Source organism: Streptomyces sp. NPDC050388, from assembly GCF_040655635.1.
Classification (GTDB): domain Bacteria; phylum Actinomycetota; class Actinomycetes; order Streptomycetales; family Streptomycetaceae; genus Streptomyces.
Genome location: NZ_JBFAKH010000010.1, coordinates 26,076 through 38,420 on the forward strand (window position 1 = coordinate 26,076; position 12,345 = coordinate 38,420).

Annotated in this window: 11 protein-coding genes; 5 read left to right on the forward strand and 6 right to left on the reverse strand. The window is 73.4% G+C overall.

Translation table 11 applies throughout. The features are described from left to right. Positions 1–88 precede the first annotated feature (88 nt). A complete protein-coding gene (locus AB0I73_RS07820) occupies positions 89–943 on the reverse strand; it encodes a (2Fe-2S)-binding protein (RefSeq protein WP_363034854.1) in 855 nt (284 codons plus the stop codon). A 189-nt stretch (positions 944–1,132) separates the two neighbouring features. Here AB0I73_RS07820 and AB0I73_RS07825 point away from each other — a divergent pair, with 189 nt between their 5' ends. Next, a complete protein-coding gene (locus tag AB0I73_RS07825; protein WP_363034856.1) occupies positions 1,133–1,996 on the forward strand; it encodes a GntR family transcriptional regulator in 864 nt (287 codons plus the stop codon). Positions 1,997–2,012: 16 nt separating this feature from the next. Here the strand turns inward: AB0I73_RS07825 and AB0I73_RS07830 are convergent, their stop codons facing one another. Together AB0I73_RS07830 and AB0I73_RS07835 are read right to left on the reverse strand one after the other, a co-directional pair. Then, on the reverse strand, positions 2,013–2,780 hold the full coding sequence (locus AB0I73_RS07830; RefSeq protein ID WP_363034858.1) for a hypothetical protein: 768 nt from the start codon (positions 2,778–2,780) through the stop codon (positions 2,013–2,015). Positions 2,781–3,019: 239 nt separating this feature from the next. Continuing rightward, positions 3,020–4,732, reverse strand: a complete 1,713-nt coding sequence (locus AB0I73_RS07835; RefSeq protein ID WP_363034860.1) for a PucR family transcriptional regulator ligand-binding domain-containing protein — start codon at positions 4,730–4,732, stop codon at positions 3,020–3,022. Between the two features lie 473 nt (positions 4,733–5,205). On the opposite strand from AB0I73_RS07835, the gene AB0I73_RS07840 reads away from it, so the two are divergent. The 4 genes from AB0I73_RS07840 (at position 5,206) to AB0I73_RS07855 (ending at position 10,360) form a co-directional block, all read left to right on the forward strand. Continuing rightward, positions 5,206–6,096, forward strand: a complete 891-nt coding sequence (locus tag AB0I73_RS07840) for an FAD binding domain-containing protein (RefSeq protein ID WP_363034862.1) — start codon at positions 5,206–5,208, stop codon at positions 6,094–6,096. After that, entirely contained in the window at positions 6,096–6,701 is a 606-nt protein-coding gene (locus AB0I73_RS07845) for a (2Fe-2S)-binding protein (protein ID WP_363034864.1), read from the forward strand. Before AB0I73_RS07840 ends, AB0I73_RS07845 begins: the two co-directional genes overlap by 1 nt. Then, positions 6,698–9,109: a xanthine dehydrogenase subunit D gene (gene pucD, locus AB0I73_RS07850; RefSeq protein WP_363034866.1), complete on the forward strand. Its 2,412-nt coding sequence runs from the start codon at positions 6,698–6,700 to the stop codon at positions 9,107–9,109. The genes AB0I73_RS07845 and pucD overlap by 4 nt, the downstream gene beginning before the upstream one ends. A gap of 72 nt (positions 9,110–9,181) precedes the next feature. After that, positions 9,182–10,360: an XdhC/CoxI family protein gene (locus AB0I73_RS07855; protein ID WP_363034868.1), complete on the forward strand. Its 1,179-nt coding sequence runs from the start codon at positions 9,182–9,184 to the stop codon at positions 10,358–10,360. A 43-nt stretch (positions 10,361–10,403) separates the two neighbouring features. On the opposite strand, the gene AB0I73_RS07860 is transcribed toward AB0I73_RS07855, so the two are convergent. The 3 genes from AB0I73_RS07860 to AB0I73_RS07870 form a co-directional block, all read right to left on the reverse strand. Then, the gene (locus AB0I73_RS07860; RefSeq protein ID WP_109378924.1) at positions 10,404–10,844 is read right to left on the reverse strand and encodes an Immediate-early protein 2; all 441 of its coding nucleotides are present in this window, start codon (positions 10,842–10,844) and stop codon (positions 10,404–10,406) included. Positions 10,845–10,910: 66 nt separating this feature from the next. Then, positions 10,911–11,195, reverse strand: coding sequence for a hypothetical protein (locus AB0I73_RS07865; RefSeq protein WP_363034870.1), 285 nt, complete (start codon positions 11,193–11,195; stop codon positions 10,911–10,913). Between the two features lie 270 nt (positions 11,196–11,465). Then, positions 11,466–12,257 (reverse strand): serine protease, encoded by a 792-nt coding sequence (locus tag AB0I73_RS07870; RefSeq protein WP_363034872.1) that lies wholly within the window; start codon positions 12,255–12,257, stop codon positions 11,466–11,468. Between the last annotated feature and the right edge of the window lie 88 nt (positions 12,258–12,345).

Here is a 12,345-nt window from a genome sequence, read left to right on the forward strand (position 1 = left end):
TTCGAATGAGACTACCCGTACGAGTGGTTCGATGGAGAGTTCCCGCAGCGAGTGGGGGAATCGTGAATCGCCTGTGACCTTCGCGGCGTCAGCTCGCCCTCGCCAGCTGTCTGGTGACGGCCTTCGCGCCCCCGCAGGTGCGCGGGCAGGTGGCGCAGATGTCCTCGGGACGCAGGGTGTAGAACATGCAGCAGCTGATCCGGTCCCGGGTGTGCGTCGGTTCGCCCTCCGGCCCGGTCGTCCGGCGGAACCCCGCCGCGCCGACGTACGGCTCGGTCGCGCCGGGCAGCAGCAGTTCCAGCTCCCGCAGGGCCCGCTCCTCCTCGCCGAGCAACTGGCCGATGTACCGCAGGCCCTCCACGACCTCGTCGGTCGCCATGCCCCACAGAGCGCGGCCGCGCCGCCGCATCCGCGGGCCGAAGCCCGTCAGGACGGGTTCGAGGTGCTCGGCGACGGCGGTCCGCACCTCGGCCCGCAGCGCCTCCTCGTGCGGAACCACGCGGGCGCCGGGCAGCGAGGCCGCCGGGTCGCCGGGAAGGCAGGCGAAGGTGTCCGGCCGTACGGCCATGCGGCCCACGGCGAGCCCGGCGGCGGTGCGGTCGAAGGAGACGTGCGTCACGGGGTAACGCGGCACGCGGCGGTGCAGGAACCACGGCACGGTGATCAGCAGGCAGGCGGGCCAGGCGTAGCGGTGCAGGCCGAAACTGGCGACCACGTCCGGGCGGGCCCGCTGCCCGTAGTCCCGCAGTATCTGGCTCTCGTCCCAGGCCAGGAAGGTGTCCAGCGCGCTCCCGCCGTCCCCTTCGGCGAGGGCGTCGGCGGCGACCCAGGCGCCGCCCCGGGGAGCCTCCTCGCCGACGGCGAGTTCCGTGACGGCGAGTGCCGGGAAGACCTCTGCCAGACGGGCGTACGCGTCCGCGACGGCCGAACCGGGCACTGCCATGGGACCACCCCTTCACGTCTCGTCGAGCCGGACCGAGGCCGGCCGACACCGGGCCAATTAAGGTAAGCCTCACCTTACCCAAGATCGTCGGGATGTGAACCGGGGGCCCGGTGCCCTTAAGGTGCTTGACGAGCGAGTGACAAGCCACCGTAATGACCCCAAGTACCGATACATCCGGAGGAGGACCCGGTGAAGCAGGGCACGAAGGGCTTTGTCGGGGTGGACGACACGGGGACCGGGCAGGGCGCCACGGACAGGGGCAGGGTGCCCGCCCAGCCCGGCGCGGAGGACGTGGACCGGCCACGGAACCGGCCGCGAGGTGAGGGGACCGGCGCCGCCGCACCCGGCGGGACCGGGACCGACGGCGTGCGCGGTGAGCACACGCACAGCGAACCGGCCCTTCCCCGGCCCCTGCCCCGACGGTCCGTCCAGCGGTCCTCCGTGCGCGGGCAGATCCTCGCCGCGCTGCGCACCGCCCTGGTGACGGGTGATCTGCGGCCCGGCGCGGTGTACTCCGCGCCGGTGCTGGCCGAGCGGTTCGGGGTCTCCGCGACACCGGTCCGCGAGGCCATGCAGCAACTCACCCTGGAGGGCGCGGTCGAGGTGGTGCCGAACCGGGGGTTCCGGGTCGTGGAGCGGGGCGACCGGGAACTGGCCGAACTGACCGAGGTCCGGGCGCTGATCGAGATCCCGGTGGTGCTGCGGCTGTCCCGTACGGTGCCCGCCGAACGCTGGGCCGAACTGCGCCCCCTCGCCGAGGCCACCATCCGTGCCGCCTCCTCCGGCTGCCGTGCCACGTACGCCGAGTCCGACCGCGCCTTCCACCGCGCGGTGCTCGCCCTGGCCGGCAACGAACAATTGCTCCGGATCGCCGAGGACCTGCACCGCCGCGCCCAGTGGCCCCTGATCGGCTCCGCCCCCGGCGCCCGGGGCGGGGCGGCGCGACTGGTGACCGACGCCCACGAACACACCGCCCTGCTGGACGCGTTGATCGCGGGTGACCCGGACGCGGTGCGGTCGCTGGTGGAGGACCACTTCACCGGGGTGGTCTGAGGACGGCGGGGCGCCGCTACGCCGAGGCCGCTCCCGGCGCCGGCGGGGCCAGTTGGCGGGACAGCCAGGTGGGGACACCGCCGAGCAGGCGCAACAGGCGGCGGGCCTCCTCCCGCAGGCGGGACGCCTCCGGGTCGGTCTCCGTGTCGGCGAGGGAGACCAGGGCCGGTGCCGTTCCGACCAGGTAGCCCAGCTCCTCGCGGATCCGCAGTGATTCGGCGAAGCCGTGCCGTGCCTCCGCCAACTCTCCCTCCCTCAGGGCGAGTCCGGCGAGGTGGCGCCAGGTGCCGGAGAGCAGCAGCGGATCGGCGTGCGCGGTGGCGCCCGCGTGGGCGCGGTGGTACGCGGCGCGCGCCGACTGCGGGGACCGGGTCAGGTTCTCGGCGATCAACCCGCGCCGGAAGTCCAGCAGCGCCCGCGCCGCGGCCCCCGGAGGGATCAGTGCCGCCGCGCGTCCGAGCGCGGCCCGTGCCTCGTCGGCCCGGTCCCGCACGCCGAACAGGGTGGCGGCGTAGGCCAAGTACCCGCGTTCACAAGCGGCGGCGCCCCGCTCGTCGTCGCTGTCGGCCAGCGCCTCGGCCGTACGCAGCGCGTCCTCGGCCTCCTCCCACCCCGCCTCGGTGTACAGGCACCGCTCCACCAGGAGCGACGCCCGCTGCAGCGCGGTGGCCGGGGTCACCGGCGTGAGCAGGGCGGCGGCGTCGACCCAACAGGCGCGTGAGCGCAGCCGCCATACCGCGGTCTGGAGAGGATCGTCACCAGCGGTCGTTCCGTTACCAGACATGGCGGTATGCGCCACGTTGCCCTCCCCGAGCACGCCTTCGAGCTGTTGAGTGGTGGCCGCATCTCAGCACGAACAACGGGGCCGGGCCAAGAGGGTGGGTGAAGGATTTCACAAAGTCATGGATCAACGGGCACGAACGGCCAACTCCCCGACGGCGCCCGCGAGTCCCCGCCGGCGCACGACTCCGCCGCACGCCACCCCCGCCCCGGACGGCCCCGGCCCCCGTCAGCGGTCCGCCCTCAACTCATGCGGAGCGCCAGGAAGAAGTCCAGCTTGTCCTCCAGGCGGGACAGGTCGCGGCCCGTCAACTGCTCGATGCGGCCCACCCGGTACCGCAGGGTGTTGACGTGCAGATGCAGCCGGGAGGCGCAGCGGGTCCAGGAGCCGTCGCAGTCCAGGAAGGCTTCCAGGGTGGGGATCAACTCGGCGCGGTGGCGCCGGTCGTACTCCCGCAGCGGGTCCAGGAGACGGGCGGTGAAGGCCCGCCGTACGTCGTCGGGGACGAAGGGGAGCAGCAGGACGTGCGAGGCCAGCTCGTGGTGGCCGGCCGCGCAGACCCGGCCCGGACGGGCCGCGGCCACGCGCCGCGCGTGCCGCGCCTCCTCCAGGGCCCCGCGCAGCCCCTCCGCCGAGTGCACGGCCGCGCTGACCCCGAGCGTGAGCCGCCCGTCGCCGTCCAGACCGGCGGTCAGCGGGTCCCGTACGGACCTCAACAGGGTCTCCGCGAGGAGCCCGCTCTCGTCGGAGCCCTCGTGCTCGCCCGCCACCGCCGGCAGCGGGACGAGCGCGATCGCCTCCTCCCCGGTGTGCGTCACCGCGAGCCGGTCGGACTGCTCGGGCCCCGTCGACGCCGGGTCGACCAGGATCTCCTCGAGCAGCGCCTGCGCCGCCGGACCGCCCTCGACCCCGCCGCCGTCCCAGTCGACGCGGGCCACGACCACCTGCCAGTGCGGCGCGGCCCCGAACCCGGGCAGCAGTACCGGCGCCGCCACCCGCAGCCGGGCCGCGACCTCGGCCGGCGCGGCTCCCGCCTGCACCAGCTCCAGCACCTCGTGCGCGAGTCGGCGGCGCACCGTGCGCGCCGCGTCCCGGCGGTCCCGTTCGACCGCGATCAGCTGGGTGACGCCGTACAGCAGGTCCAGCCGTTCCCCGGCCCAGTCCCCGGCGTCCGCCTCGACCGCCAGCAGCCAGTCCGACAGCACCGTCCCCCGGCCGTCCGGGCCGTCCTGGACCCCGGGGGCGTCCCGCCCGCCCCGCGGGGGCCGCGCGGAGTGCCCGCCGCGCACCGGGAAGAGGCTGTACGTGGTCCGGTCGTCCAGCGTCACCCGGTGCGGTCCGGGCCGGCCGGAGCGGGCGGCCGCCAGATGCTCCGCCGCGAGCCGTGCCCCCACGCCCGCGGGCAGCCCCGGCCCCGCGGCCTTCGGACCGGCGATCAGCCGCCCGGTGGGCGAGAGCACCCACGCCCGCAGGTCCAGGTCGGTGCCGAGCAGATCGAGCACCACGTCCGGGCCGCCGCCCGCCGGGCCCGAGGTCATCATCCGCCGGTGCCGGTCCACCACGGCCGCGAGGTCCCCGGCCCGCTCGCCGGACACCTTCCGCACGACGTGCTCGGTGACGGTCGCGAAGGCCACCGACTCGTGCACCGCGAACAGCGGCAGCCGGTGCCGCGCACAGGCAGCGATCAGGTCGTCCGGGATGTCGCCCAGCTCGGCCTCACCGGCCGCCAGGGCGGCGATCCCCGCCCGCACCATGCGCCGCACGAACGGCTCCGAGTCGGCGGGGTCCCGGCGCCAGGCCAGGCCCGTGAGCACCAGTTCCCCGCCCGAGAGATAGCGGCTGGGGTCCTTGAGGTCGGTGGTCATCACCCCGTGCACGGTGCGGTCCAGCTCGTCCTCGCCGCCGAGCAGCCTGAGACCCAGCGCGTCGGTCTCCAGCAGTGCGCGCAGCCGCATTCTCGTCGCCGCCGTTCCCTTTGTGTCGATGTGTGCGTCGATATGTGAGTCATGTGCTTCACATGCGTCGATGCCCACGATGGGCCGTGGAGGGAACTCAGCGGTTTCGGCGCAGCGCCCGGCGGGCGGCCGATCGGTTGCGGTCGGTCGGCTACCAGAAGAGTGCTCTCCGTGTCCTCCGGATCCGTTGTTCCTGGAGGAAGACATGGAGATCACTGCGATCGTCGAGGTCGCTGAAGCCGCCGAGGCCCTCCATTCATATGAATCTACAAGATGATCGCACTGGCCAGCCAACTCCTTCATGGCTTTCGTGACTGACCCGGGTGGAGCAACGGACGGTGTACTGAGGCGCACTCCGAGTGAATCCCCCAGGGACGGGCCGGGCCCGCCGGGCACGGATCGGCTCGATCCCGTACGACTCACGGGAGGAACAACTCGACGCGCACGACACGAGACGAAGAAGAGAGTCGGTCATGGACTTCCTTCGCCCAGCCAGCTGGGAGGAGGCGCTCGCCGCGAAGGCCGAGCACCCCACCGCCGTACCGATCGCGGGCGGCACCGATGTGATGGTCGAGATCAACTTCGACCACCGCAGACCCGAGTACCTCATGGACCTCAACCGCATCGCGGACCTCGCCGAGTGGGAGGTCGGCGAGGACACCGTACGGCTCGGCGCCTCCGTCCCGTACTCGAGGATCATGGAGCACCTGCGGGCCGAGCTGCCGGGTCTCGCCCTCGCCTCCCACACGGTCGCCTCCCCGCAGATCCGCAACCGCGGCGGGGTCGGCGGCAACCTCGGCACCGCCTCCCCGGCGGGCGACGCCCACCCGGCGCTGCTCGCCGCCGGTGCCGAGGTCGAGGCCGAGTCGGTGCGCGGGTCCCGCCGCATTCCGATCGACGCCTTCTACACCGGCGTGAAGCGCAACGCGCTGGCGCCGGACGAGCTGATCCGCGCCGTGCACATCAAGAAGGCCGACGGCCCCCAGCAGTTCTCCAAGGTCGGCACCCGCAACGCGATGGTCATCGCCGTGTGCGCGTTCGGCCTGGCCCTGCACCCCGAGACCCGTACGGTCCGCACCGGCATCGGCTCCGCGGCACCCACGCCCGTACGCGCCACGGCCGCCGAGGAGTTCCTGAACGCGGCGCTCGACGAGGGCGGCTTCTGGGACAACGGGAAGATCGTCACACCGTCCGTGGCCAAGCAGTTCGCGGACCTGTGTGCCGCCGCCTGCAACCCGATCGACGACGTGCGGGGCACCGCGAGTTACCGTCGGCACGCCGTCGGCGTCATGGCCCGCCGCACGCTGACCTGGACCTGGGAGTCGTACCGCGGCGCCCGCCGTAGCACCGAGGGAGCCGCGTGATGCGTATCGACTTCACCGTCAACGGACGGCCCCAGCGGGCCGACGACGTGTGGGAGGGCGAGTCCCTGCTGTACGTGCTGCGCGAGCGGCTCGGCCTGCCCGGCTCCAAGAACGCCTGCGAACAGGGCGAGTGCGGCTCCTGCACGGTGCGCCTGGACGGCGTCCCGGTGTGCTCGTGCCTCGTCGCGGCCGGCCAGGCCGAGGGCCGTGACGTCGTCACGGTCGAGGGACTGGCGGACTTCGCCCGGCAGCGTTCCCGCGGTGCCGGTGCCGGACACGGTGCCACTCCCGCGGAAAGCGGCACCTCCTTGAACGAGGCCCACCGGTGGCAGGCGGCCCCGGGCACCGGCTCGCAGACCGGCGAGGGCACCGAACTCGCCCCGATCCAGCAGGCGTTCATCGACGCCGGCGCCGTCCAGTGCGGATTCTGCACCCCGGGCCTGCTGGTCGCCGCCGACGAGATGCTGGAGCGCAACCCCAGCCCGAGCGACGCGGACATCCGCGAGGCGCTGTCGGGCAACCTGTGCCGCTGCACGGGCTACGAGAAGATCATGGACGCGGTCCGCCTCGCGGCCGCCCGCCAGTCCGAGGGGGCCCGCGCATGACCACCCAGGAGCCCTCCACGGCGCCCGGACCGGTCGGCGCCCCCGCCACCCTCACCCAGGGCGCGCGGACCAGGGGCGGCATCGGGGAGTCCACCCTCCGCCCCGACGGCACCCTCAAGGTCACCGGCGAGTTCGCGTACTCCTCCGACATGTGGCACGAGGACATGCTCTGGGGCCAGATCCTGCGCTCCACGGTCGCGCACGCCGAGATCGTGTCGATCGACACCTCCGAGGCCCTCGCGCTGCCGGGCGTGTACGCCGTCATGACCCACGACGACCTGCCGACCGAGGTGAAGAACTACGGCCTGGAGATCCAGGACACCCCCGTCCTCGCCCACGGCAAGGTCCGTCACCACGGCGAGCCCGTCGCCATGGTCGCCGCCGACCACCCGGAGACCGCGCGCCGCGCCGCCGCCAGGATCAGGGTCGAGTACCGCGAACTCCCGGTCGTCACCGACGAGGCCTCCGCGCTCGCCCCCGACGCGCCCCTCGTCCACGAGAACCGGGAAGACCACCACTTCGCCCACGTCCCCCACCCCAACATCGTCCACCGCCAGCCGATCGTGCGCGGCGACGTGGCACGGGCCCGCGAGCGGGCGGACGTGGTCGTCGAGGGCGAGTACACCTTCGGCATGCAGGACCAGGCGTTCCTCGGCCCCGAGTCGGGACTCGCCGTCCCCGAGGAGGACGGGGGCGTCCACCTCTACATCGCCACCCAGTGGCTCCACTCCGACCTGCGCCAGATCGCGCCCGTCCTCGGCCTGCCCGAGGACAAGGTACGGATGACCCTCTCCGGCGTCGGAGGCGCGTTCGGGGGCCGCGAGGACCTGTCCATGCAGATCCACGCCTGCCTGCTCGCCCTGCGCACCGGCAAGCCCGTCAAGATCGTCTACAACCGCTTCGAGTCCTTCTTCGGCCACGTCCACCGTCACCCGGCCAAGCTCTTCTACGAGCACGGCGCCACCCGCGACGGCAGACTGACCCATGTGAAGTGCCGCATCGTGCTCGACGGCGGCGCGTACGCCTCCGCCTCCCCGGCCGTGGTCGGCAACGCCACCTCCCTCGGCATCGGCCCCTACCGGGTCGACGACGTCGAGATCGAGGGCCTCGCCCTCTACACCAACAACCCGCCCTGCGGCGCCATGCGCGGCTTCGGCGCGGTCCAGGCGTGCTTCGCCTACGAGGCGCAGATGGACAAGCTGGCGCGGGAACTCGGCATGGACCCGGTGGAGTTCAGACAGCTCAACGCCATGGAGCAGGGCACGGTCATGCCCACCGGGCAGCGGGTCGACTCCCCGGCGCCGGTCGCCGAACTCCTGCGCCGCGTCAAGGCGATGCCGATGCCGCCCGAGCGGCAGTGGGAGAGCAGCGAGGGCGCCGACGTCCGCCAGTTGCCGGGCGGCCTGTCCAACACCACCCACGGCGAGGGCGTCGTCCGCGGCGTCGGCTACGCGGTCGGCATCAAGAACGTCGGTTTCTCCGAGGGCTTCGACGACTACTCCACCGCGCGGGTGCGGATGGAGGTGGTCGGCGGGCAGCCCGTGGCCACCGTGCACACCGCGATGGCGGAGGTCGGACAGGGCGGTGTCACCGTCCACGCCCAGATCGCCCGCACCGAGCTCGGTGTCGCCCAGGTGACCATCCACCCGGCCGACACCCGGGTGGGCTCGGCCGGTTCGACCTCCGCCTCCCGGCAGACCTACGTCACCGGAGGCGCCGTGCGCCACGCCTGCGAACTCGTCCGCGAGCGGGTGCTCGAACTCGGCCGGCGCCGGCTCGGCTCGTACCACCCGGCGTGGGCGACGGCCGAACTCCTGCTGGAGGGCGGCAAGGTCGTCACCGACGGCGGCGAAGTCCTCGCCGACCTGGTGGACGTCCTCGGCGACGAGGCCGTCGAGGTGGAGGAGGAGTGGCGGCACCGGCCGACCGAACCCTTCGACCTGCGCACCGGCCAGGGCAACGGGCACGTCCAGTACACGTTCGCCGCGCACCGCGCCGTCGTCGAGGTCGACACCGAGCTCGGCCTGGTCAAGGTGATCGAACTGGCCTGCGCGCAGGACGTCGGCAAGGCGCTCAACCCGCTGTCCGTCATCGGACAGATCCAGGGCGGCACCACCCAGGGCCTGGGCGTGGCGGTCATGGAGGAGATCCTGGTCGACCCGAAGACCGCGAAGGTCCGCAACCCCTCCTTCACCGACTACCTCATCCCCACCATCCTCGACACGCCGACCATCCCCGTCGACGTGCTCGAACTCGCCGACCACCACGCGCCGTACGGGCTGCGCGGCGTCGGCGAGGCCCCCACCCTGTCGTCCACCCCGGCGGTCCTCGCGGCCGTCCGGAACGCGACCGGGCTGGAGCTGAACCGTACGCCGGTACGACCGGAGCACCTGACCGGCACCGCATGACAGACCCTCCGGGCGGCACACGAACGGCCACAGCGCGCGCCGCCCGGAGCACCCGGCTCAGGAGGCCGAGAGATGCTGGACATCGCCGAGGAACTGCACCGGTGGGCCGAGCAGGGCCGCGACTTCGCGGTCGCCACCGTGGTGGCGGTCACCGGCAGCGGGCCCCGCGGGCCCGGCGCCGCGCTGGCGGTGGACACCGACGGCACGGCGATCGGCTCGGTCTCCGGCGGCTGCGTGGAGGGCGCGGTGTACGCGCTGTGCGAGCAGGCGCTCCGGGACGGCGAAACCGTCCTGGAACGCTTCGGCTACAGCGACGAGGACGCCTTCGCCACCGGTCTGACCTGCGGCGGCGTCATCGACGTCCTGATCACACCGGTACGGGCCGCGGACCCCGTCCGCCCGGCGCTCACCGCCGCGCTCGCCGCCGCCGCGCGAGGCGAGGCGGCGGCCGTGGCGCGGATCGTGAGCGGCCCCGCCGACCTGATGGGCCGCGCGCTCACGGTGTACCCCGACGGCTCGTACGAGGGGGGTTTCGGCGACCGTCCGGGTCTCGACCGCACCGTGGCGGGGGAGGCGGGCGCGTTCCTGGACGCGGGCCGCACCGGCACCCTGGAGATCGGCGCGGAGGGTTCACGCTGCGGCGCCCCGGTGACCCTGCTGGTCGAGTCGTCGGTCCCGCCGCCCCGGATGATCGTCTTCGGCGCGATCGACTTCGCGTCGGCACTGGTCCGGGCCGGCACGTTCCTCGGCTACCGGGTCACGGTGTGCGACGCGCGCCCCGTGTTCGCCACCCGGGCACGCTTCCCGGACGCCGACGAGATCGTCGTCGAGTGGCCGCACCGGTACCTGGAACGCACCGACGTCGACGCCCGTACGGTCCTGTGCGTCCTCACCCACGACGCGAAGTTCGACGTCCCCCTGCTCCGGCTCGCCCTGCGCCTCCCGGTCGCCTACGTCGGCGCGATGGGATCCCGCCGCACCCACCTGGACCGCGAGGCCCGCCTGCGCGAGGCCGGCGTCACCGACCCGGAACTGGCCCGCCTGCGCTCCCCGATCGGCCTCGACCTCGGCGCCCGCACCCCGGAGGAGACGGCCCTGTCCATCGCCGCGGAGATCGTCGCCACCCGTCGGGGCGGCACCGGCGTCCCCCTCACCGGCGCCCACACCCCGATCCACCACGACGTCGACCCCACGCCGCCCGCCGTCGCACCCGCACCCGAGCCCGCGGGCAGGACCGGCTCGAGGGCGTGAGGGGTGGGGCCGCCGGCACGGTGATCACCCGCCGCTCCGGCCGTCACGGCTGTCGCAGCAGGGTGTTCACCGCTCGTCCGAACACCTGGCGGGAGACCGACCGCAGCGCGGGGTCGCAGAAGGCGGGGAGGAAGCGGACCCGCAGGTCCTCGCGCCACAGGACGCGGGTGCGGCCGCCCGGCCCCGGACGGACCTCGATCTCCGCCCAGCCCCGGACCACGCGGCCCCGCTTCTCCAGGCGGCACAGGCCCGGGGAACCGGGGCCGGGGGGCCGCCACACCGTCACCTCCATCGGGTCGTCGAAGGAGAGCGGGCCGAGACCCGAGCGGGCGACGACGACCGTGCCCTCGCCGGTGGGCGGGGGAGGGGTCACGGTGATCCGGGTGAGGGGGACCGCCGCCCCGTGGCGGTGCCACTCCGTGAGCCGACGCCAGGTCTCGTCGATCGGGAGGGGCGCCGTGCGCTGGAGCTGGAAGGTGGCCACGGAAGGATCCTAGGGAATCCCGTCCGCCCGGTGGTGGCCCGGGCGGGGAGGGCTCACCCGACCGGCTCAGCCGGTGCGCGACATCACCGGGGGGGCCGGGGCCGGTCGGGTGCCGGGACGGAAGGCCGGCACCTGACGCAGCTCGAACTCCGTGCGTTCGGCCACCTCGCGGACCTCCGCCACGACGTCACCCCGTTCGCGCACCAGGCTCTCGTAGACCGGGAGGCCTTCGGTTCCCCGGGGGCGGCCGGCGTCGCTCCGAGGGCTCTGGGGGCTCTGGGCGGTCTGGGGGGTCTGCGGGTTCTGCGGGTTCTGTGCGGTTCCACCGTTCTCGGTGGGGTGGGGATTCACTGGGGGCGGCCCTTCGTTGTGGGGTTGTTCCGGGGTGGTGCCCGACTGCATGAAAAAGGGCCGCTTCTCGCGTCCCGTACGGATCAGCGTCCGGTGACCGTCACGGTGTTACACGTCTCGAGGAAATGTCCCGAATGGGCCTTGGTGGGAAGGGTCGCCCCCGGGCATGGAAAGGGGGCGTTGCGGGCTGCTCGTGGAAGCTCGCAACGCCCCCTGGCAATCACCTGAGGGGTACTCAGGAACTCGGGTGCCTCACACCGACCCGTGGGACTACGAGTTGATCTGGGCCGTGACCTCCCCGGAGAAGGTGGTCAACCGGGTGTACACGCCCGGGGATCCGGCCGCCGCGCAGCCGTCGCCCCAGGAGGTGATGCCCGCGAGCCGGCCGCCTATGAGCAGCGGTCCGCCGCTGTCGCCCTGGCAGCTGTCCACACCGCCGGAGGAGTGGCCGGCGCACACCATGTCGCTCCGGACGAACCGGGAACCGTACGAACTGCCGCAGCTCGCGTCGGACACCGTCGGGACGGTCGCGGTGCGCAACTGGTTGGAGGAGCTGCCGCCCGAGGAGGTGGTGCCCCAGCCCAGGATGCGGGCGGTGGTGCCGGCCGCGTACACCGAGGTGTCCGAGGAGGAGACGTAGCCCGCCGTGGAGTACGGCATCGACGTCGACAGGGTCAGCACCGCGACGTCGTCGCCGCGGGTGACGCTCCGGTAGTCCGGGCTGATCCAGATCCTGCTGACGCGCGCCACCGTACCGTTGGTGCCGTTCAGGTAGGTGCGCCCGCCGACCACGCGCACACTGCCGGTGGTCTCGCCGACCATGCAGTGGGCGGCCGTGACCACCTTCGTGGGCGTGACCAGGGTGCCGCCGCAGAACTGGTTCTGCGAGGCGTCGGTGATCTGCATGACGAACGGGTACGCGGACGCCGTGGTCGTGGTGCCGCCGACGATCGGCTGGGGAGCGGCGGCGGAGGAGGGGGCGGTGAGCAGTGCGGTCGCGGCGGCGGCCGCGGTCGCCGCGACGAGCGCGGCGGCCTTCTTGGCGCGGATGAGCCCGGACATCGGTCTCCTCGTCGGTTGCCGGTGGGGGGTCGCACGGGGTGGGGGGTTCAGCACGGGGACCGGGCCACCGGTCTCCGTGTGCCCGGCG